The 18,756-nt window shown below is 69.7% G+C and carries 26 protein-coding genes; 25 read left to right on the forward strand and 1 reads right to left on the reverse strand.

Going from position 1 to position 18,756, the window contains the following annotated elements; translation table 11 throughout:
* Window positions 1-102: 102 nt before the first annotated feature.
* Window positions 103-1,284 carry an ROK family transcriptional regulator gene (locus tag HBO46_RS10695; RefSeq protein ID WP_166137888.1) on the reverse strand — a complete coding sequence of 394 codons (1,182 nt, stop codon included), beginning with the start codon at window positions 1,282-1,284 and terminating at the stop codon, window positions 103-105.
* A 130-nt stretch (window positions 1,285-1,414) separates the two neighbouring features.
* On the opposite strand from HBO46_RS10695, the gene HBO46_RS10700 reads away from it, so the two are divergent.
* The 25 genes from HBO46_RS10700 to HBO46_RS10820 all read left to right on the forward strand — a co-directional run bounded on the left by HBO46_RS10700 (window position 1,415) and on the right by HBO46_RS10820 (window position 18,741).
* On the forward strand, window positions 1,415-2,746 hold the full coding sequence (locus HBO46_RS10700; RefSeq protein ID WP_166137885.1) for an ATP-dependent DNA ligase: 1,332 nt from the start codon (window positions 1,415-1,417) through the stop codon (window positions 2,744-2,746).
* Window positions 2,739-4,211: a recombinase family protein gene (locus HBO46_RS10705; protein ID WP_191480122.1), complete on the forward strand. Its 1,473-nt coding sequence runs from the start codon at window positions 2,739-2,741 to the stop codon at window positions 4,209-4,211. Before HBO46_RS10700 ends, HBO46_RS10705 begins: the two co-directional genes overlap by 8 nt.
* A gap of 463 nt (window positions 4,212-4,674) precedes the next feature.
* Window positions 4,675-4,992 (forward strand): hypothetical protein, encoded by a 318-nt coding sequence (locus tag HBO46_RS10710; protein ID WP_191480123.1) that lies wholly within the window; start codon window positions 4,675-4,677, stop codon window positions 4,990-4,992.
* Window positions 4,993-5,003: 11 nt separating this feature from the next.
* Window positions 5,004-5,540 carry a hypothetical protein gene (locus HBO46_RS10715; protein WP_191480124.1) on the forward strand — a complete coding sequence of 179 codons (537 nt, stop codon included), beginning with the start codon at window positions 5,004-5,006 and terminating at the stop codon, window positions 5,538-5,540.
* 281 nt (window positions 5,541-5,821) lie between these two features.
* Window positions 5,822-6,193, forward strand: a complete 372-nt coding sequence (locus tag HBO46_RS10720; protein ID WP_191480125.1) for a calponin homology domain-containing protein — start codon at window positions 5,822-5,824, stop codon at window positions 6,191-6,193.
* Between the two features lie 255 nt (window positions 6,194-6,448).
* The gene (locus tag HBO46_RS10725; RefSeq protein ID WP_166140856.1) at window positions 6,449-6,685 is read left to right on the forward strand and encodes a hypothetical protein; all 237 of its coding nucleotides are present in this window, start codon (window positions 6,449-6,451) and stop codon (window positions 6,683-6,685) included.
* Between the two features lie 15 nt (window positions 6,686-6,700).
* The gene (locus HBO46_RS10730) at window positions 6,701-6,871 is read left to right on the forward strand and encodes a hypothetical protein (protein WP_166140832.1); all 171 of its coding nucleotides are present in this window, start codon (window positions 6,701-6,703) and stop codon (window positions 6,869-6,871) included.
* A 12-nt stretch (window positions 6,872-6,883) separates the two neighbouring features.
* Complete coding sequence (locus HBO46_RS10735; protein WP_166140833.1) at window positions 6,884-7,231, forward strand: hypothetical protein; 348 nt, start codon at window positions 6,884-6,886, stop codon at window positions 7,229-7,231.
* Window positions 7,228-7,386 (forward strand): hypothetical protein, encoded by a 159-nt coding sequence (locus tag HBO46_RS10740; RefSeq protein ID WP_166140834.1) that lies wholly within the window; start codon window positions 7,228-7,230, stop codon window positions 7,384-7,386. Before HBO46_RS10735 ends, HBO46_RS10740 begins: the two co-directional genes overlap by 4 nt.
* A 425-nt stretch (window positions 7,387-7,811) precedes the next feature.
* The gene (locus tag HBO46_RS10745; RefSeq protein ID WP_224768996.1) at window positions 7,812-8,141 is read left to right on the forward strand and encodes a DUF7246 family protein; all 330 of its coding nucleotides are present in this window, start codon (window positions 7,812-7,814) and stop codon (window positions 8,139-8,141) included.
* Between the two features lie 752 nt (window positions 8,142-8,893).
* On the forward strand, window positions 8,894-9,133 hold the full coding sequence (locus HBO46_RS20845; protein ID WP_166140835.1) for an HNH endonuclease: 240 nt from the start codon (window positions 8,894-8,896) through the stop codon (window positions 9,131-9,133).
* 856 nt (window positions 9,134-9,989) lie between these two features.
* Complete coding sequence (locus HBO46_RS10755; protein WP_166140836.1) at window positions 9,990-10,664, forward strand: hypothetical protein; 675 nt, start codon at window positions 9,990-9,992, stop codon at window positions 10,662-10,664.
* Entirely contained in the window at window positions 10,661-10,900 is a 240-nt protein-coding gene (locus HBO46_RS10760) for a hypothetical protein (RefSeq protein ID WP_166140837.1), read from the forward strand. Before HBO46_RS10755 ends, HBO46_RS10760 begins: the two co-directional genes overlap by 4 nt.
* Before the next feature lie 13 nt (window positions 10,901-10,913).
* A complete protein-coding gene (locus HBO46_RS10765; protein WP_166140838.1) occupies window positions 10,914-12,305 on the forward strand; it encodes a terminase large subunit in 1,392 nt (463 codons plus the stop codon).
* 21 nt (window positions 12,306-12,326) lie between these two features.
* Window positions 12,327-13,766, forward strand: a complete 1,440-nt coding sequence (locus HBO46_RS10770; RefSeq protein WP_166140839.1) for a phage portal protein — start codon at window positions 12,327-12,329, stop codon at window positions 13,764-13,766.
* A 175-nt stretch (window positions 13,767-13,941) separates the two neighbouring features.
* Complete coding sequence (locus HBO46_RS10775) at window positions 13,942-14,448, forward strand: hypothetical protein (protein ID WP_166140840.1); 507 nt, start codon at window positions 13,942-13,944, stop codon at window positions 14,446-14,448.
* A 60-nt stretch (window positions 14,449-14,508) separates the two neighbouring features.
* Window positions 14,509-15,417, forward strand: coding sequence for a phage major capsid protein (locus HBO46_RS10780; protein ID WP_166140841.1), 909 nt, complete (start codon window positions 14,509-14,511; stop codon window positions 15,415-15,417).
* Between the two features lie 83 nt (window positions 15,418-15,500).
* A complete protein-coding gene (locus tag HBO46_RS10785) occupies window positions 15,501-15,941 on the forward strand; it encodes a Gp19/Gp15/Gp42 family protein (RefSeq protein ID WP_166140842.1) in 441 nt (146 codons plus the stop codon).
* Window positions 15,942-15,982: 41 nt separating this feature from the next.
* Window positions 15,983-16,267 carry a hypothetical protein gene (locus tag HBO46_RS10790; protein WP_166140843.1) on the forward strand — a complete coding sequence of 95 codons (285 nt, stop codon included), beginning with the start codon at window positions 15,983-15,985 and terminating at the stop codon, window positions 16,265-16,267.
* Window positions 16,264-16,554 (forward strand): hypothetical protein, encoded by a 291-nt coding sequence (locus HBO46_RS10795; protein ID WP_191480126.1) that lies wholly within the window; start codon window positions 16,264-16,266, stop codon window positions 16,552-16,554. The genes HBO46_RS10790 and HBO46_RS10795 overlap by 4 nt, the downstream gene beginning before the upstream one ends.
* Window positions 16,555-16,559: 5 nt before the next feature.
* On the forward strand, window positions 16,560-16,949 hold the full coding sequence (locus tag HBO46_RS10800) for a hypothetical protein (protein WP_166140845.1): 390 nt from the start codon (window positions 16,560-16,562) through the stop codon (window positions 16,947-16,949).
* Window positions 16,946-17,119: a hypothetical protein gene (locus HBO46_RS10805; RefSeq protein WP_166140846.1), complete on the forward strand. Its 174-nt coding sequence runs from the start codon at window positions 16,946-16,948 to the stop codon at window positions 17,117-17,119. The genes HBO46_RS10800 and HBO46_RS10805 overlap by 4 nt, the downstream gene beginning before the upstream one ends.
* Window positions 17,120-17,131: 12 nt before the next feature.
* Complete coding sequence (locus HBO46_RS10810; protein ID WP_166140851.1) at window positions 17,132-17,704, forward strand: phage tail tube protein; 573 nt, start codon at window positions 17,132-17,134, stop codon at window positions 17,702-17,704.
* A gap of 368 nt (window positions 17,705-18,072) precedes the next feature.
* On the forward strand, window positions 18,073-18,321 hold the full coding sequence (locus HBO46_RS10815; protein WP_166140847.1) for a hypothetical protein: 249 nt from the start codon (window positions 18,073-18,075) through the stop codon (window positions 18,319-18,321).
* Between the two features lie 228 nt (window positions 18,322-18,549).
* Window positions 18,550-18,741, forward strand: a complete 192-nt coding sequence (locus HBO46_RS10820) for a hypothetical protein (protein WP_191480127.1) — start codon at window positions 18,550-18,552, stop codon at window positions 18,739-18,741.
* Window positions 18,742-18,756 lie beyond the last annotated feature (15 nt).

Raw genomic sequence — 18,756 nt, forward strand, 5'->3', positions numbered from 1 at the left:
GATTTCACTTCCGCCTTTTGCCGACAGAAGTGCGATGGATGCCGACATAAGTCGGGCCTGTACGCCGCGAAATCGGGCCTGGAGCGGCCTTCGGGCGGGGAATTAGTGATTCGCCCTCGACCCGTCATCGAGGGCGATCTCGGCCGCGCGCAGGCCCGCGCCGAGGAGCGCGGCGCGGTCCCCGGGGGCTCCGAGCTCCACCTGGGTCCCGGCCACCACGTGGGCGGGCGCGCGGCGGTACATCGCGCTGCGCACCTCGTTGAGCAGGTGCGGTCCGAGGGCGGCGCCGGGCCCGCCCACCAGGACGATCGAGGGGTTGGCGAAGGCCACCAGCCCTGCGATCGTCTCCCCCACCCGCCGGCCCATGTCCCGCGCGAGCTGCACCGCGACCGGGTCTCCGCCGCCGACCGCGGCCACGACCGCGGCCCAGTCGACCTCGTCGCCGGCGGCGAGTGCCCGGGCCAGCGCGGGCGACCGCCCGGAACGGGCCGCGGCCGCCGCCTGCTCGGCCACTGCGGCCACCGAGACGAAGGAGTCCAGGCAGCCGCTGCTCCCACAGCCCGCGCACGCCGGGCCGAACTCGTCGACCCGGGTGTGCCCGATCGCGCCCGCCAGGTCGGCGCTGCCCCGTCCGAGGTGGCCGTCCATGAAGGTCGCGGTGCTCACCGTGGTGCCGAGCCGCAGGACGACGAGATCGTCGAGCCCGCGGGCCCCGCCGGCGTGCCGCTCGCCGATGGCCATGGCACGCGCGGCCTGCTCGACCACCACCGGAGCGCCGCCCGTGGCCGCCTCGATGCCCGTGACGAGCTCGTCCAGCTGCACGGGCAGACCGGGGGCGAGGGCCAGGCCGGTGGCCAGCACGGCGTGGTGCCCCGATGACTCCGCTTCCGCCTGCGCCACCGCCTGCGACACCGTCTCCACGACCAGCCGGCACAGCTCCTCGGGCGACTCCCCACCGGCGCGGTCCCGGGTCACCGGGCGGGAGATCGCGAACGTCGCGTCGACGACGGTGGCGCGCACCCGGGACTCCGCGACGGACACCGCGGCCATCCGGACCGCGGGTCCTAGCCCGACGGTGCTCGAGCGTCGCCCGCCCGAGCTCGGCGCCACGGGTCCCGGGGCCACCAGCCCCGCGCCCGCGAGCGAGGCGACCTCGCCGGTCACCGTCGTACGCGAGACCCCCAGCGCCCGGGCGAGCTCGGAACGGGTGCGGGGTCCCTCGTCACGCAGCAGCCGCAGCAGCCGCCCCTCGAGCGAGGGCAGCGCCGGGTTCACCTGGGTCATGGCGCTCTCCGTCCCGAGGTCCCGCCGATGGATGGGCTGGATCCTGACAGGTCGCCGGGCAGGTGGACAGGGCCTCGGGCCCCACCCGGCGACCCGGGCGGGTCTCGGCACGCCGGGCAGGATGGTGCGCATGCTCCTCGCCGAGGTCGTCGCCACGTCCACCGCCGTCGCGAGCACCCGCTCGCGCAAGGCCAAGGTCGCCGCCATCGCCGAGCTGCTCGCGGCGACCGGTCCCGGCGAGCTCGAGGTCGTCACCGCCTACGTCGGCGGCACACTGCGCCAGCGGCGCACCGGGCTCGGCTGGCGCGGTCTCGGGGAGCTGCCGGACCCGGCGACCGAGGCCACCCTGGAGGTGGCAGACGTGGACGCGGCCTTCGAGCGGATCGCCTCGCTCGCCGGCCCGGGCTCCCAGGCCGCGCGGGCCGCGGCGGTGGAGGCGCTGTTCGGGCTGGCCACGCCCGAGGAGCAGCGCTGGTTGCGCGGTGCCGTCACCGGCGAGGTCCGCCAGGGCGCGCTGGACGCGCTGGTGCAGGAGGCCGTCGCGGTCGCCGCGCGCGTCCCGCTCCCCGTCGTACGACGCGCGGCAATGCTGGCCGGGTCGACCCGGGCGGTCGTCACCGCGGCGTTCGCGGGCGGCGCCGACGCGCTCGCCGCGATCGGCCTCGAGGTCGGGCGACCGGTGCTGCCGATGCTCGCCTCGTCGGCGAAGACCCTCACCGAGGCGATGCAGCGTGCCGGCGGCGGCACCGTCGCGGTCGACACCAAGCTCGACGGGATCCGCATCCAGGTGCACCGCGACGGCGACGACGTGCGGATCGCGACCCGCACGTTGGAGGACATCACCGCGCGGCTGCCGGAGGTCGTCGAGGTGGTCCGTGCGCTGCCGGGAGGCCGCTTCGTGCTCGACGGCGAGGCGATCGCGCTGGACGCCACCGGGCGCCCGCGGCCGTTCCAGGAGACCGCCTCACGCACCGCCCAGCGTGCGGTCAGCGAGATCGCCGTGACGCCGTACTTCTTCGACCTGCTGCACCTCGACGAGGAGGACCTGCTCGACTCCCCCGGCGCCGAGCGCCTCGCCGCGCTCGAGACGCTCGTGCCCGAGCCGTGGCGGGTGCCGCGCCTGGTCACCGACGACGTCGCCGCGGCCGAGGAGTTCGCTGCGACCGTCCTCGCCGGCGGGCACGAGGGCGTGGTGGTGAAGAACCTCGCCGCGCCGTACGACGCGGGGCGCCGGGGCGCGTCGTGGGTGAAGGTGAAGCCGGTGCACACCCTCGACCTGGTCGTCCTCGCCGTCGAGTGGGGCTCGGGCCGGCGCTCCGGGTGGCTGTCCAACATCCACCTCGGCGCCCGCGCCGGCGACGGGTTCGTGATGCTGGGCAAGACGAATCTTGAAACACAATCACGCACACCTAGACTGGATGCCGCACCACCCGCACGAACGAAGGACACGCACGATGACTGACCGCTGCTATGGCCGTATCTCACTGGACCGGGTCGACACGTCTGGCTCGATCAACAGGCAAGCCAACGCCCTGCACGAGAAGGTCGTGGGCGACTACGTCGACTACTTTGACCGGTCCGTGTCTGGGTCGGTGCCGTTCCGCAAGCGCCCTGAAGGCGCGCGCCTGCTGGCCGACATGAGGCGGGGCGACCGGTTCCTGGTAACGAAGATCGACCGCATGGCCCGCGACCTGAAGGACCTCCTGTGGCTGGTCGCCACACTGGACAAGGCGGGCGTCGAGCTGGTCGTCGTCGAGCAGGCTGGGCTGTCCGGTAGCGGCATGGGGAAGTTCATGCTGATGATCCTGGGTGCGGTCGCCGAGTTTGAGCGCGACCTGATTAGGGAGCGCCGCACTGAGTCCGCGAAGGCGTTCCGCCTGGACAAGCGGCACTCGTCGGGTCGCCCGCCCTACGGGCTGCGCGCCGTCCCTAACCCTGCCGGTCGCGGGCTGGTCCTGCGCCCCGACCCGGTCCAGGCCCCCCTCCTGCGGGACGCCGTCGCCGCGGTCATGGCGGGTGAGTCTGCCCGAAAGGTCGCGGCGGGCCTGGGGCTGTCGCCCGGCAACTTCTCGAAGTTGCTGCGCAACGAACGGCTCGCCGGAATCATCCCGCCCCCGCGCGTGCGCGACGCTAATGGGCGCGACACGAAGGAGCCTGTGCCCGGCGTCGCCGCGCTCGAGGATCCCGACATGGCAGTGTTCACGATGACCGAATGGGCGGATATCCAAGACTGGATCAACCGTAAGGGCACTAAGACCTGGACCCCGAACGGCGGCTACGGCGCGGCCCTGGCCTGCGAGGCCTGCGGCGGACGCCTCTACAAGGTGCCGCACGCCCGCTCCGACGGATATCAGTACCACTGCCGCCGCGTGGACCCGGTCCACACGATCGACAAAGCCCCTGCCGGGTCGATTTCGGTCGCCCGCGCCGACGGCTACCTCGAGCGGCAGTTCCTGACCATGTTCGGATCCCTGCCGGTCATGGAGGTCGTCCAGGACAGTGACGACACCGCCAAGCGTGAGGCGATCGCCCGCGCGACCCACCACCTGCACGCGATCACTGAGGCAATCGCGCACGCCGACCTGGAGGACATGGACCGCGTCACTGAGCTCCAGGCCGAACAACTGGCAGCCATGCGCGCGCTCAAGGAGGCGCAGGCGATGGACGTTGCCAGTGTCAGGATCGAGCGTGCCACCGGTGAGACGTACGCCGACGTGTGGCACCGGGCGACCGACACTGAGCGCGCGGATCTGCTGACGAGGTTCGGGCCGTGGACGGTTCGCCCTGGGCGGATGAAGAACTGGGAGGAGCGCCTCTCCTGGACCCCGACTGACGCGGCCCTGCGCGACACTGCTGCGGCCATGGCCCCCGACTATCTGGCAGGCCAGACCGACGAGGTCGCCGTGGAATGGGATGCCACTGCCTGACCTGTAACCTGCGCCACCGTGAAGGGGTCGCCGGGACGCGATTAGCGTCCTAGCGGCCCCTTTGGCGTGTAGCAAGTGTCGAAACTACCTACATCCTCTATTAGTGCTAGAAGCGGTCGGTCGCTTCTAGCGGGAATAGGGAATGTAGGTAGTTTCGACATTTCCTACATCGGCAGGGCACAACTGCCCCACGCCCCCCGGTCGTTCGGCCCGACCCCGCCCCCCGAGGACGGGCGCAGGCTGAGGGACTGAGCCGAAACCGGGAGGGACGGATGCCTACCTATGTCTGCGAGGCGCGCCTAGACCTGTGCCGCCGCGAGTACCAATGTGCCCACACGACCACGGACTACGCCGCCCACTACCTGCACGAGGCCCGCGCGCAGCACGTCAACTACGACGTACCCGACGACAAGGGCTACCCCGTCGCGGTCATGTGGCAAGACCACCCGCTAGGGAGCCCGCGATGACCGCCATGAGCGGCGCGCCGCGGGTGTACCGCCTGACCGCCCTATTTCCCATCCTCGACATGCCACCCGACGAGGTCGTGACCGACGCCGACGCTGTCGACTACGCCGCCGCGCAGCTCGATCGCATCCTCGGCGCGCGCCGCGCGTCGGTCCTGGTCGGCGACGTCGCTGGCGCGTCCCTAGTCCCTGGCGGGATGGCCGTCGCCGTGACGACATTTACCGTCGGCCCCCGTGAGGACCCCGACGTGGTCGGCGGCGGGATCCTGGCCCTGGCCGGCTGTATGGGCTACTGGGAACTAGTCCATACCCGATGAGGAGGACCGCTATGGAAACCACCCCCTACCGCTGCCCGTCCACCATCGTCGTCGGCGGCAAGATCCTCCAGTGTGCCTTCGAGGTCGGCACGTCTGCGCCGGTCTGGGAGGCGCACCGCTACACCGGGTCGCACTGGAACGAAGAACTAACCGACGACGACGGCGACGCGCTGACAATCTCCTGGGAGGCTGCCCGCCCCGCGCCCCCGCCGCAACATGTCACCGGGACGTATCAGATCACCCTCACCGCGTCACCCGTCGCGCGTCCAGGCTGGAACAGTACGGAATCCGCCGACCACCTGCGCCGCCTCATGCTGACCACCCTGGCCGACGCCCGGCGCGCGGAGCTGACGGTCACGCCGGTACGCGACGACGACGGCGAGCCCGCCCTGGTCGTCGCCACGCAGTTCGCCGCCTACGACGACACGCACGCCCTGAGGATCGCCCACGCCCTGCGTCAAACTGCGGCGGGCATAGGCACGATCGCCACCACGAACCACCTGTGGGATATCGACCACCACCCGGCGCGCATCATCGAAGCGCCCTAACGCGCGCCACCCGACGCCCGCCCCCCGACGGCGACCCCGACGAGGGGCGGGTCTGGTGTCTAGGGCACTAGGTCCTGTCGACCCGCGCCGCCGTACCCCTTCCGCGCACCCCGTCCCTGAGGCACGCTAGGGATATCGCGTCGGGACCGCCGTACTGGCACGCGGACTCACAACCCGACGCGCTAGGGCGCGGGACGTCCCGACCGTCCCCGGTCGCCACATAACTGACGTCCCGCGCCTGACCCCGGCCCGACTCACCTGCAGTGTCTAGGAGGTGCGGCATGTCCGAACTGATCGAGGTCCTACGCGAACGGCAGGCACGGGGCGGACGCCGACGCGCAGCCCTGTACCTGGGCGGATTCACCTACCCCGCTGTCGAGCTGGGCCACCGGCACGCGCACGCGCCGACCGGCCCCGACAACGCCCCCGTGCATACCCTCATGTGGGGCGGGCATCATGCCGCGGTCACTTTGGTTTCCGACCCGCGCCACGCGCACCGCTACGACGACGCCGACGACCTGGGCGCAGCCCTGACGCTGCTGGCGCACCTGGGATTCCACGGACGCCCCCGACAAGCTCCGCCGACGCCTGCGGACCTGGACGCCGACCCGCCCCCGACTCACTGGCCGGCGGATCCCGGCGCACGGCGATAGGTGCCGCTTCCGCGCGAGACGCCCTCTCTTCCACCACTAACATACTACCGCGCACCGCGTCAAACCCCCAAAACGGCCCCGCCGTTCGCGCCGTTCCCTACCCCGTGGTCGGGACTGGTCGGAAGGTGACACCCGCAAAGTAAGGCGAGCGGCGGGGTCCGCAGAACCGTGCCCGCGCCCTGCCCCCGAGTCGCGCGAAACGTTGCGCGGAGGTACAATGAAAGCCCAAAGAGGGAAAGGGAAAGGAGAGGGACAATGGACTGGGAAGCTTTCGCAGAGGGTGTCTGGGAGGCAGTCTCCGCCCACGCTTGGGATGCCATGTACGAAGCCCCCGACGGGAGCGGGTGGACTGCCGCGGTCGGCGAGACTTGGGCGGGTGCCCTGTACGGGGTCGAATGGAACGCCTACGGTCAGCAGGCCGTCTACCACTTCGACACGGTCGAGGAACAAACCAATTGGTTCGACAACGTCGTCGCGGGTGCGGCGGCGTGAAAGGAGTTGAGCACGATGACCACCATGACCACTGACCACGAGGTCCACGTCGAGTACGTCGGCGGCAACTACTGCTGGAAGCCCGTTTGCACCTGCGGCGCGCACATGTGGGGGTACACCGCAAAGTACGCCGCCGAATGGGTCGGCGAGGACCACGTCAAGGAGCAGGCCGAACAGGTAGCCTGAGTCGCGCGAAACGTGGTCCTGGGTAACGAGCCCTACGAGCTGGTCGCCGACTACACCGTTAACCTGGACCCCTGGATGGACCCCATGACCCACGACTGGTGGGGGTATGAGTCCTGGGCCACCCTGGAACTGAGGAGGATGAGTCCGATGATCGTCCTGCACACCGAGCGGCACGGCACCTACGCCGTCCACGCCGACGCGCTAGCCAAGACCCTGCCTGAGTACGACGGCTGGCCGTCCGCGCACCTCACCGATGCGATCGTGGCCCTGGTCGGCGTGCCCGTCGGCGACTACTCCGACCTGACCGACCTCGAGAAGGTCATCGTCCTGACGTGGCTGACAGGAGGCGCAGTCGGATGAGTGACCTGATCTACGTGGCGTATACCGACGCCGACGGTGCGCAGCACATCGAGGGCGTGAGCCCGCCCCTGGCTGCGGTCCTGCTCGAGGCCGGCCTGGGTCGCCTAGCGACGTGGCGCGATAGCGGCGACCCGGTCATAACCGACCACGACTGACAACGCCCCCGACCCCTAACTAGGGACCGGGGGCGTTAGGCGTTTAGGGACACGATCAGTTCCCACCTACCCGCGCACTGGACGACCTGCGCCGCCGCCCGTTGGACGCCGCTGCGGTCGTCCGTATTGCCCTGACCGCCTTGCGTCCGGCGCGCAGTAGTGGGCGGGACTGCTCCTCAAACTGTGTCCAGCAATCCCGGCACATCTCCAGCTCCACGCGCTGGCGGTCGACTTCGACGGTATGGGTTTGGACGTCGAACAGTTCGCCGACGTGGTCGCATAGGTCGCATGACAGGACGACGATCGTTTTACTGGTCATGTCTTGCAAGGTACGCCGACCTGCCCCGGTTGTGAAGCATCTCTGAGCAACTGCCCCCGCACTGGCGCACTCACTCATCGTCAACCCCCGACATGAGGAGGCGCCTATGCCCCCGCGCCGTCGCAAGACTGCGCCACCCCCGCCGCGTCACGACCCCGCCGCGGGCTGGATCTTTACGACCGACTACGTCGCGCCGTCGGGTCGCCACCTGCGCCCCGGCGTGGAGTTCTCGGTGCGCGGCGAACGTGGCCGCTTCCGGTTCCTGCGCCACGTCCGAACGGAGACCGGGACCGAATGGGTCGAGGGCATCGGCGGGCCTAAGGGCTGCCACCAATGGCGCTCGTTCCGGCCCGACCGGATCCGGCGCGTCCACGTCAAGGCGCGCGTTATGCCGGTCAGTCGCGTCGGACTCAAGGCGGTGGGCCGTGCCCGATGAGCTCGAGGATCTGGCCCTGCGTTTCGTGGACGACCCCGCCGACGTCGAGGCCCTGGTCGCCGCCACCCGTCGCCGGATCGAATGGCGCACCCGCCGCGGTGGGAAGCGCTGCTCGAGGTGCGGTGAGGTCCTGCCAGTCCGGCAGTTCGCCCGCGACTCTGGACGGTCCGACGGACTGGACCACCGCTGCCGCGCCTGCCGCCGACGGGCGTGACGACCCGCCCCGAATACGGGGCGTATGTGGGGCGGGCCGTCACTTAGGCGGCGACGCTACCCCACTACTGGCGCACTAACTATATGGACAGGGGCACACCTGTACGCCGTGCCGCGCGACCTTATATAGCGGGCAGGCTACCGGCTGCCCCTGTCCTTGACCCTGTCCCTGAGTCTGCCGCCGATGACGTTGCGCCGCGCCTGCTCGCCCGCGCCGCGTCGGTGGCCCTGCCCCCGTGCTGCTCCCTGGCCCCCGCGCCGGGTCGAGCACCGGGGGCGTTCTCGTTTTAGGAGCGCCCTCATGCCGACGATCACCGAGCCGCTGTTGCGTCTCCGCGTCATTCGGGCCGGTGGCTATCGGTGCGGGTGGCGTCCGCGTAAGAACGTCTCCCCGTGCGGCGCGCCCGCGCGTTTCGCCGGATTCTCGCCCGCTAGCCGCACCCCTATCCCTTTGTGCCCCCGCCATGCCGACGACGCCTAAGCCACGTAAGAAGCGGCCCCGGTCGTCGGCGAGGTGGCGCAGGTTGCGGGCGCACCTAATGCGAAAGGCGATCGCGCACGGTACTTTCAAGTGCGTCGAATGTGGCATCGCCCTGGACGCGAAGGCCCCTCGCTACACCCCGACCGCTGCCGAGCTGGACCACATCCTCCCCGTGGTCGATCGCCCAGACCTAGAGTTCACTCCCTCAAACCTTGCATGGCGCTGCCACCCTTGTAATCGGCGTAAGGGTCGCAACCCTGACCCGCTGATCTACATGCCTACGACGAGGCACTGGTAGGCCCCGCCCTGGGACATAGGGGCGGGGGTCGTAGGTGGCCCCCGGCGCGGGATCCAGGCGGGGCGGAGGGCGGACCGGGGGCAGTGGTGGGCGGTCCTGGACATGGCCCGGCCCTACTACTTGAGCCCGACCCTCGGACCTAGGCGTGGCGTGGGAACCGTGGCCGGCTGTTGGCTACTGACTGCACGGGCATCCCCCGTGCCTGCCCTCGACCACAACCAAGCGGCGCTCGGCACGGCGCATCCATGCACCAAGCACGCGCTTGGTAAGCGCGCGTTGACGCCCCAACCAAGCGACCGTTTGGTCGGCCACCGAGCGCGACGAACGAAAGCAAACTACCAAGCACGCGCTTGGTTTAAAGACGGACCCCCGCACCGCACGCGCGTCGACGAGCGCGTCCCGACGACCAACCAAGCGTCCGCTTGGTCGCAATCGACCAAACACTTGCTTGGTTGACCCTGGGGACCGACCCCTAAAGGGGGCTGATTACACCCCCCTCGTTCCTTGTCCCCCCTACACACACGGCTGACGGATTCCACAGGGGCAGGCCGGCCGCTCGTCGACGAAGCGCCACCAACCAAGCGTCCGCTTGGTGACGCCACCCAAGCACCCGCTTGGTGCCCCCGGTCGGATTTAAAGACGGCCCCTATGCGTCGACCTAGCACTTGCTTGGTACCCCCCGCCGCAGCGGCAGGGTACCCAAGCACCCGATTGGTTTCTTACCAAGCGCCCGCTAGGGACGCGCGCCGCATCCCGCGTCATATCAACCGATGCGGGCCGTTCACCAAGCGCGCGCTTGGTTCCCTGCCGCACCTCTAGACAGGAAGGACCGCCCGTGGGCGACACATTTCGGGCCGTGACGTGGAACGTCCAACACGGCACGCCCCTCGACACGATCGAGCGCATCCTCATTGACCTCCTCCGCGACGGCGTTAGCGTGTTCCTGATCCAGGAGGCGACCGCCCCTGGACTGTGCGCGATGCTGCGCCGCCACGGCCTAGGCGTCGCCTTCGAGGCCCCCGAGTTTGTCGTGGCCTGGCGGCGTGATGAGTGGACCGCAGTGGCGAAGCGCGGACACGTCCTGAGCCCGACCCCGTACGGGCGCAACCGTCGGTCCCGCGCCGTGTCGGCGATCCTGTGCGACCGGCAGGGGCGCACCCTCGAGGCGCTCTGCTACCACACGCCGTCACAGGTCCAGAACGTCAACCCCCGCACCGATCGCCCCAACCGGGTCAAGGCCGTGCGCGAGTCGATGGCGACCCTGAAGACGATCGCCGACAAGTCGCACACCCGCGCGGTCCTGTTCGGCGGCGACGACAACGTAGACGAGCGGCACGGTCGCGGGTGGGACTTCATGCTGGCCGCGGCGACCGGGCTGCGGCAGCTCGTGGCCCCCGCGGGCACGCACGGCACGCGCAAGATCGACGACTTCCGCGTGCGCGGGCTGGTCCCGGTCGGAGCTGGCTCGGTCCGCCCCGGTGGCGGCGACCACCGGGCGCACGTTCGCCGCTTCCGGTGGGCGGGCCGATGAGGCCCCTCACCGACGCGGTCGCCGTGTCGCGCCTCGAGGGCTTGATCGCCCTCCGCGACCGACTGGCCGCGCAGATCGACGAGACCGCCTCGGCGCGCGACGTCGCCGCCCTCTCCAGACAACTGACCGAAGTGATGCACCAGATCGACGACCTTACGCCGAAGGAGGACGCCGCCGATGACCTCGCCGCCCTCATCCCCGGCCCCGCCTGCGGAGACCTCTCACCGACCCGGTGAGGCTGCGCCCCGCGTGCGGCACGCCCCGCCGCGCGTCGGCACCGTCGGCGAGAAGGTCGTCGGCCTGGCCCGAAACATCGGCCTAGTTCTCGATCCCTGGCAGCGCGACGTCATCCTCGACGCCCAATCTGTCGACCCGGTTACCGGCCTGTGGTCGACCCCGCGTGTCGCCGTTAGCGTCCCGCGGCAGAACGGTAAAGGCGCGATCATCGAGGCCCTCGAGGTCGCGTTCCTGCTGGGTGTGTTCGGCGACGCCCGACTCCTGATCCATTCCGCGCACGAGTTCAAGACCGCGCAGAACGGTTTCCAGCGCCTGCTCTCCTACTTTGAAACCGTGCCCGCCCTTGAGCGCGCACGCAACGAGAAGCGGGTCAAGATCGGCACCGCGGCGGCGCGCGAGTTTGTCACCGTCGACGGTCGGACCGTCAAGTTTCTGGCCCGCTCGAAGGGGTCTGGCCGTGGGTTCTCTGCGGATCTGCTAATCCTGGACGAGGCGCAGGAGCTGGGCGAAGAAGTGTTCGCCGCGATCCTGCCGACCGTGTCGGCGCGCCCTAACCCGCAGATTTGGCTGTTCGGCACGCCGCCGTCGCCGACGATGTGCGGCGAAGTGTTCACCCGCTTCCGTGAGTCTGCACTATCCGGCGACGATTCGCGCCTCACGTACCTCGAATGGTCGGCGACGACCGATGACCCATTCGATTCCCCGGCGACCTGGGCGGCGACAAACCCCGCGCTCGGCGTCCGCATTTCCGAGGACACGATCCGCGACGAGTTCTTCGCTATGGACGAAGAGACGTTCTGCCGCGAACGCCTCGGCATGTGGGATGGCAGCCTGGCCGCGCTCCGCGTGATCCCTGAGGACGCCTGGGCGGCGCTCGTCTCCGACGCCGACCCCGAGGGTCGCGTCGTATTCGCCGTCGACGTGTCGCCTAATCGGGATCATGCCTCGATCGCCGTCGCCGGGCGCATCGCCGACGGTCGCGTATCCGTCCAGGTCGTCGACAACCGTCGCGGCACCGGCTGGGTTGTCGACCGCCTCGCCTCACTTACCGCGCGCTGGCCGACCGCGTACGTCGCCGTCGATTCGATCGGCCCTGCCGCCTCACTGCTCCCCGAGATGAAGCGGGCAAAGATCAAGCGGATCAAGGTCCTATCGGGCCGTGAGGTCGCGCAGGCGTGCGGAGGGTTCTACGACGCCGCCGTGCAAGGCCGACTCGCGCACCCCGATCAACCCGTCCTAAACGACGCGCTAGCAGCGGCGCGGAAGCGCCCGCTCGGCGACGCCTGGGCATGGCACCGCAAGGACCCGACAACCGACCTGACCCCTCTGGTCGCCGTCACCTTCGCCGCCTTCGGCCTATCCCTCGCCCCTGAGCGCACCCCGTCGCGCGTCGTCATTCTTTGACCCCGAAAGGAGCCCCCCACGGTGGCCGTCGCTATCGACCTGTCGACCCTGCGCCTCACCGACGATGAGGCCGACCTGATTGCTGAGCACCTGCACACCCTGGCGCGCCTGCGTATGGGGAACCTGATGCGCGCCGCCTACTACGACGGAAGGCAGCGGGTCCGGCACCTGGGCATCGCAATCCCGCCCGCCCTGCGCAACATCGAGGTTGTCGTCGGCTGGCCCGGTACCGCCGTGGACGCCCTCGAGGAGCGCCTGGACTTTCAAGGCTGGACCTCGACGTCGGGCGGCGACCTGTTCGGTCTGGACGAGATCTTCGAGGACAACGGGCTGGCGATCGACGGTGCGCTGGGCCACCTGGACGCGCTGATCTACGGCGCGTCGTTCGTCATCCTGGGCGCTGCCTACGACGATGAGCCGAGCCCCCTCATTACCGTCGAGTCGCCCCTGCGCGTTACCGGCGAATGGTCTGGCCGGCTGCGCCGCCTGACGTCCGCCGTGTCGATCGACGAGGTTACCGACGCGGGCGACCCGCAGACCATCACCCTGTACCGGCCCGACTACAACGTGACCGCGACGTACCGCAGCGGCGTATGGCACGTCGAGGACACCGAAGGCCGGCCCGGTCGTGACCCGCACCGGCTGGGACGGGTCCAGGTCGTGCCCCTGGTCAACCGTCCGCGCGCGTCCCGGCCCTGGGGGCGCTCGGAGATCACCCGCGCAGTCCGGTCGACCACCGATCAGGCCGTGCGGACGTTGCTCGGCATGGAGGTCAACCGGGAGTTCTACAGTGCCCCGCAGCGGTACGCCCTGGGTGCCGATGAGTCGTCCTTCGCCGACGCGGATGGCAACCTGCGCACCGGCTGGGAGCTGGTCATGGGCCGGATGCTGGCCCTGCCCCGCGACGAGGACGGCGAACTGCCGCAGGTCGGCGAGTTCAACGCTGCCAGTCCCGCGCCCTACCTGGAACAGGTCAGGGGACTGGCGCAGTTGCTGGCCGCTGAGGCTGCGATCCCGGCGACTTACCTGGGCTTCATTTCCGACAACCCTGCCAGTGCCGACGCGATCCGCGCCGCTGAGGCGCGCCTGATTAAGCGCGCTGAGCGTCGACAGGTCACCTTCGGGCGTGCGTGGCGTGAGGTCGCCCGCCTGGCGCTGCTGATCCGTGAGGGACACGTCCCCGATGGTTTCAACGAGGTCGGTGTCAAGTGGCGCGACGCTGCGACCCCGACCCGTGCCGCTGCTGCCGATGAGGCCGTGAAGCTGGTCGCCGCGGACATCCTTCCGGCTGATTCTGAGGTCACCTACGACCGCCTGGGCCTGACCCCGCTGGAGAAGCGGGTCCTGGCCGCGGACAAGCGGCGCGCGCGCCCCGCGGTGACCGTCGCGGCCCCGGTCGCGCCGACCCCGGCGCAGGCAGGGCTCGAGGACACCGACGACGACGCGGATCCCGCCGCGTGAGCCTGGGCGCAGGCCACGGCCCCTGTGACTGCGTGCCCGTCCCTGTTTTTCCGGGAGCGGCCCTGCCCTACGGCTACCGACCCGGTCGCTACAGGACCCCCTGACGGTCCTGTCGCCCGCGCGTGACCGCACGGTCCCGCGCCACCAACCAACTACCCGCACGGGAGGACCCCTTATGTCTGCCATCGAAACCACCCCGACCCCTGACGCCCCTGAGGAGCCGCACGGCACCGATGAGGCCGCCGAGGCGCCGACCGTTGACGCCCTCAAGGCTGAGCTCGAGGACGTCAAGCGCCATTCCCGAAAGTGGGAGGAGCGCGCTAAGTCGAATAAGGCCGCAGCCGATCGCCTGGCTGAGCTCGAGCGCGAGCGCATGACCGACGACGAACGGCGCACCGCTGACCTCGACGCTGCGAACACCCGCGCCGATGAGGCTGAGGCCCGCGCCGCTGAGGCTGAGGCTGCCCTCGTCCGCCTGCGGCTGGCCGTCGAGCTGGGCCTGTCCAGTGAGGACGCCGAGGCACTTTCGAAGGTCAAGGGCGACGAGGACACCTTGCGCGCCCTGGCTGAGCGGCTGGCAGACCGTCCCGGCCCGCGCCCCAACCCTGGGCAGGGCAAGACCCGAAAGTCCACCGAGTCGACCGCGGATCAGTTCGCCGCGGTCCTGGGCGGGCTTCTCTGACCTACCTAACCACCGCGAACCGTCACGCGCGGCTCGCGCACCCCGAAAGGATTGACCCTCATGGCTGAGAAGATGCACCGCGGCGACGCCCCTGCCGCGATCCTGCCGAAGGAGGTTTCTGCTGAGATTTGGCAGGACGCGCAGGAGCAGTCTGCCGTTATGTCGCTGTGCAACCGGATCAACCTCCCCGGCGTCGGTATTTCCGTCCCGATGATTACCGGCGACCCGGCTGCCGACTGGGCCGGTGAGACCGACGAGATCGCCGTCGGTGACGCGGCTGTGGACTTCCGCGAGATGAAGGGCCACAAGATTGGCGTCATCGAGACCTTTAGCAAGGAGTTCCGCCGCGACCTGCCCGCCCTCTACGAGGAGCTGCGCCGTCGCCTGCCGGGCACCATCGCCGCGAAGTTTGACGCCACTGTGTTCCACGCCGAGAACGGCACTGGCCCGGTTAACGGGACCACCTTTGACAGCCTCAAGGCGAAGGTTACGCAGGAGGCCGGCCTGGCTGCTGCCACCGCGTACACCGACCTGGTCGAGATTGACGGTCTGGTGTCCGCCGCTAACGGCACCGTGACCGGTTTCGCGCTGGCCCCGAAGGCCCGCGGCATCCTCCTGTCCGCGACCGACGGCAACGAGCGTCCGCTCCTGCTCAACGACGTCGCCCGTGAGGGTTCCGTCAACTCCCTCCTCGGCGTCCCGGTCAAGCGGGTCGGCGCGGTCTACGCCCCCGCGGATGACGGGGCGGAGGTCCTCGGCTACGCCGGTGAGTGGTCGAACGCCTTCTATGGCGTTGTGCAGGATATCCAGGTCGAGGTGTCCGATCAGGCCACGATCACGAAGGGCGGTAAGGCCCTCAACCTGTGGCAGCGCGACATGTTCGCCGTCAAGGTGACCGCGCACCTGGGCTTCATGGTCCGTAAGGGCCGTGAGGACCGCTTCGTGCGGATCACTGGCGCGTCCGCCTGAGCGGATTAGCCCCGTAGCGGGGGTCAGGTGCCACGCCTGGCCCCCGCTCCTGGCATATCCGCCCCACACGAAAGGAGCCGCACATGGCCCTTCTTTGGTCGACCGTTAGCGACGTGTCAGACCGATGGATCGGCGATCCGGTGCCTGCGACGCCCGCGCAGATTGAAACGCTGCTGGGCGACGCTGAGGACCTGATCGTGCGCGAGTTCCCTGATATGCCGGACCGGATCGAGGCCGGTGCCGTGCCCCTGGCGCGCGTGCGGCGGGTCGCGGCGCGTGTCGTTATCCGGCACCTGCGCAACCCCGACGGGATCCGGTCGCGCATGGAAGGGGCGGGTCCGTTCCAGAAGAACACGACTTACGGGGGCGACGACCCCGGCGCACTGGTCCTGACCGACGAGGACCGCGCCGACCTGGGCGGTACGAAGTCGCGGCGCGCCTATCAGATCGACATGGTTCCTGCTCTGCCCGCCGACGCGGCCCGCCCGCTCTGGCGGTCGTCGACGAGCTGGGAGGCCCTGTGATTGCCCGGCTGCCGGTTGGCGTGCGGCGCTTCGTGGCTGGCGTGACCGACGCGCACGGGAACGAGGTTCCTACCTGGCTGCCCCCGGTCGAGGTCCTGGTCTACGGCGCGTATCCGAGGACGACCTCTGAGCCGCTGGCCGACCGTGACGAGGCCTGCCTGCACTGGTCGCTACTGGTCCCGGCGTCATTCGTCATCGGATCCCGCGACCGCGTCGTCATCGGCGAACGGGAGTTTGAGGTCGAGGGCGACCCCCTGGACTACACCCGCGGGCCATTCGGCTGGGCGGCTGGCACTGAGGTCTACCTAAAGCGAACGGAGGGATGATGGTTGCACGCGACGCGCGCGGACGCTTTACGTCGTCCGGCACTACGCGCATTAGTTGGAACCTGCGCGCCTTCGAGGCCATTCGCCGTTCGCCCGGCGTGGACGCCGCCCTACGCGCCAAGGTCGACAAGGTCCTGGCGCAGGTTGGCCCCGGCTACGTCGGCCACGTCGAGGCGGGTCGTACGCGATCCCGCGGCGCAGTGGTCACGGCGACCGGCGAGGCTATGCGGGACAACGCCGAAAACCACACCCTTGTACGCGCCCTGTCGAACATTCGGGGCGGGTGAGGCGCATGGCTGAGGCGATTGTCTTTCCTGACCCCGAAGCCCTGCTGGTCACGCACCTGCGGGACGCGCTGGGCGTGCGGGTCGTGACCCGCGTGCCTAACCCCCGGCCCGACCGCTTCGTGCGGGTCGTGCGGGTCGGCGGCAACCGTCGCAACCTGGTCACGGATTCCGCGATGGTCGTCGTGGAGGCCTGGGCACCCGACGACGTCGCCGCGTCCGAGCTGGCCCGGCTGGCCCGCGCCTATGTCGGGGCGCTCGAGGGCGAGACCGTCGGTGGCGCGTTCACGCGGCGCGTGACTGAGGTCGCCGGTCCGCAGAACCTGCCCGACCCCACTAGTGCGACGCCCCGCTACGTGTTCACCGTCGCCCTGGACCTGAGAGGAGACGCCCTGTGATTGACCTGCGTCATCCCTACTTCCCTGACGTCGTGGTCGCCGTCCCTGCCGATCGTGTCGGCGCGTGGGCGGCTGCTGGGTGGCTGGCCCCTGAGCTCGAACCGGAGCCGCTGCCGACCCCCGCCGACCCCGACCCCGACACCGAATCTGACACCACCCCTGAGGAGTAAGTAATGCCTAACATGGCTGCCAACGTTGTCGCCGGTAAGCCGCTGGCGACTGGCGGCGTCCTGATCGCCGCCCTGGGGACTGTCCTGCCGACCGACGCCACGACCGCCCTCGATGAGGCGTTTAAGGGCGCGGGCTACATCGGTGAGGACGGACTCACTGAGACCACTGAGCGATCCACGGAGAAGGTCAAGGCCTGGGGCGGCGACACCGTCAAGGTCCTCCAGACCGACTTCGCCGTGTCGTACCAGTTCACCTTCCTTGAGACGCTTAACGGCGACGTCCTGCGCACCGTCTACGGCGACGCGAACGTGACCACCACCCCGGCGACCGCTGAGGCGGGCACCCTGCACGCCGTCAAGATCAACGGCGAGACCCTGCCGCACAAGACCTTCGTCTTCGAGGTCAAGGACGGCGAGGCCCGTATCCGCATCGTCGTCCCTGACGGGCAGATCACTGAGGTCGGTGAGGTCACCTACGCCGACGGTGAGGTCGTCGGCTATCAGGTGACCGTCGAGGCGTTCGTCGACCCGACCCTGGGCGCTAACGCCGTCAAGTATGTCGACGACGGTAAGAAGACCGCCTGAGGTCACGTCTAACGTCCTGCGCGACTAGCGCAGGTCCCTAGGCCCCCTGTCCGCGCGGTTTCTACGCGCAAAGGTCCGCCGCGCGGGCAGGGTCACCAACTGCACCCCCTGGACCGATGCGCAACCTGGGCGCGCCGTCAACATGACGCCGCCCACACCTGTCATGCGGCTGGCACTCATGCCCCGCGACTGCCAAAACGGCACCTTTCGCCCCCGCCCTGACCTGCGCCTTCGCGCGTAGTGGACGCCCCCGCTCGCCTGCGGGTGGTTGCCCGATGGGCGGGGGTCAGGCCGTCTGCGGGCCGTTTACGCCTGTCTGACGGCGTCCCACGATCTGAGACCAAACCCCGAAAGGACCTACGCGCACCATGACCACCGACCTGTTTACGTTCGAGCACGACGGCGAGACCTACACCTTCGAGCGTCCGCTTGACGTCGTCCGCACCCCCGGCTGGCTGCGCGCCAACCGTCGCCGTGACGAGCTGGACCTGGCCTTTACGATCCTCGAGGCCGTCGCTGGCGATGAGGCCCTCGAGGTCATCGACAACATGACCCCGGCGCAGTTTGAGGCCCTGGCGACCCGTCTGCACGAGGCCATTAACGCCTCCTTTCGGTGAGGTCATCCGCGCCGTCTACGGGCTGTCCTACGTCGATCTGCACTCACTCCTGGTGACGGTCGACCGCTACGCCGAGGCGATCGCCTACGACCTGATCGGCCTAGGGCTGCGCCTGCGGGACGTCGGGTCTGCGCACTTCTCGTGGGCAGACCTGTACGTCATCGTGCGGCAGTCGCCCGGTCGTCGGCGCTGGCCCGCGCCCTGGATCCCGAGGCCGTCGACTGGGGCATGACCGAGCTGCTGCTGGCCGAGGTCGCCGACGCGGCCCGCGTCGCCAACTGGCAGCGATCTGGCGGCAAGCGGCGCGACTACCCGAAGCCGATCCCGCGCCCCGGCGTGGACGACCCCGACACCACCTACGGACGCGGCGCGCTGCCGATTGACGACATGGCCGCGTGGCTCGGCTGGTCGACCCCCTAACCCCTGCCCATTGAA

The sequence above is a fragment of the Nocardioides ochotonae genome, assembly GCF_011420305.2.
GTDB lineage: Bacteria > Actinomycetota > Actinomycetes > Propionibacteriales > Nocardioidaceae > Nocardioides > Nocardioides ochotonae.

Bases quoted from the DNA above. Each gene is read 5' to 3' on its own strand.
- HBO46_RS10695 (WP_166137888.1), bottom strand. From the start codon at position 1,284: ATGACCCAGGTGAACCCGGCGCTGCCCTCGCTCGAGGGGCGGCTGCTG.
- HBO46_RS10700 (WP_166137885.1), top strand. From the start codon at position 1,415: ATGCTCCTCGCCGAGGTCGTCGCCACGTCCACCGCCGTCGCGAGCACC.
- HBO46_RS10705 (WP_191480122.1), top strand. From the start codon at position 2,739: ATGACTGACCGCTGCTATGGCCGTATCTCACTGGACCGGGTCGACACG.
- HBO46_RS10710 (WP_191480123.1), top strand. From the start codon at position 4,675: ATGACCGCCATGAGCGGCGCGCCGCGGGTGTACCGCCTGACCGCCCTA.
- HBO46_RS10715 (WP_191480124.1), top strand. From the start codon at position 5,004: ATGGAAACCACCCCCTACCGCTGCCCGTCCACCATCGTCGTCGGCGGC.
- HBO46_RS10720 (WP_191480125.1), top strand. From the start codon at position 5,822: ATGTCCGAACTGATCGAGGTCCTACGCGAACGGCAGGCACGGGGCGGA.
- HBO46_RS10725 (WP_166140856.1), top strand. From the start codon at position 6,449: ATGGACTGGGAAGCTTTCGCAGAGGGTGTCTGGGAGGCAGTCTCCGCC.
- HBO46_RS10730 (WP_166140832.1), top strand. From the start codon at position 6,701: ATGACCACCATGACCACTGACCACGAGGTCCACGTCGAGTACGTCGGC.
- HBO46_RS10740 (WP_166140834.1), top strand. From the start codon at position 7,228: ATGAGTGACCTGATCTACGTGGCGTATACCGACGCCGACGGTGCGCAG.
- HBO46_RS10745 (WP_224768996.1), top strand. From the start codon at position 7,812: ATGCCCCCGCGCCGTCGCAAGACTGCGCCACCCCCGCCGCGTCACGAC.
- HBO46_RS20845 (WP_166140835.1), top strand. From the start codon at position 8,894: ATGCGAAAGGCGATCGCGCACGGTACTTTCAAGTGCGTCGAATGTGGC.
- HBO46_RS10760 (WP_166140837.1), top strand. From the start codon at position 10,661: ATGAGGCCCCTCACCGACGCGGTCGCCGTGTCGCGCCTCGAGGGCTTG.
- HBO46_RS10775 (WP_166140840.1), top strand. From the start codon at position 13,942: ATGTCTGCCATCGAAACCACCCCGACCCCTGACGCCCCTGAGGAGCCG.
- HBO46_RS10780 (WP_166140841.1), top strand. From the start codon at position 14,509: ATGGCTGAGAAGATGCACCGCGGCGACGCCCCTGCCGCGATCCTGCCG.
- HBO46_RS10785 (WP_166140842.1), top strand. From the start codon at position 15,501: ATGGCCCTTCTTTGGTCGACCGTTAGCGACGTGTCAGACCGATGGATC.
- HBO46_RS10795 (WP_191480126.1), top strand. From the start codon at position 16,264: ATGATGGTTGCACGCGACGCGCGCGGACGCTTTACGTCGTCCGGCACT.
- HBO46_RS10800 (WP_166140845.1), top strand. From the start codon at position 16,560: ATGGCTGAGGCGATTGTCTTTCCTGACCCCGAAGCCCTGCTGGTCACG.
- HBO46_RS10810 (WP_166140851.1), top strand. From the start codon at position 17,132: ATGGCTGCCAACGTTGTCGCCGGTAAGCCGCTGGCGACTGGCGGCGTC.
- HBO46_RS10815 (WP_166140847.1), top strand. From the start codon at position 18,073: ATGACCACCGACCTGTTTACGTTCGAGCACGACGGCGAGACCTACACC.
- HBO46_RS10820 (WP_191480127.1), top strand. From the start codon at position 18,550: ATGACCGAGCTGCTGCTGGCCGAGGTCGCCGACGCGGCCCGCGTCGCC.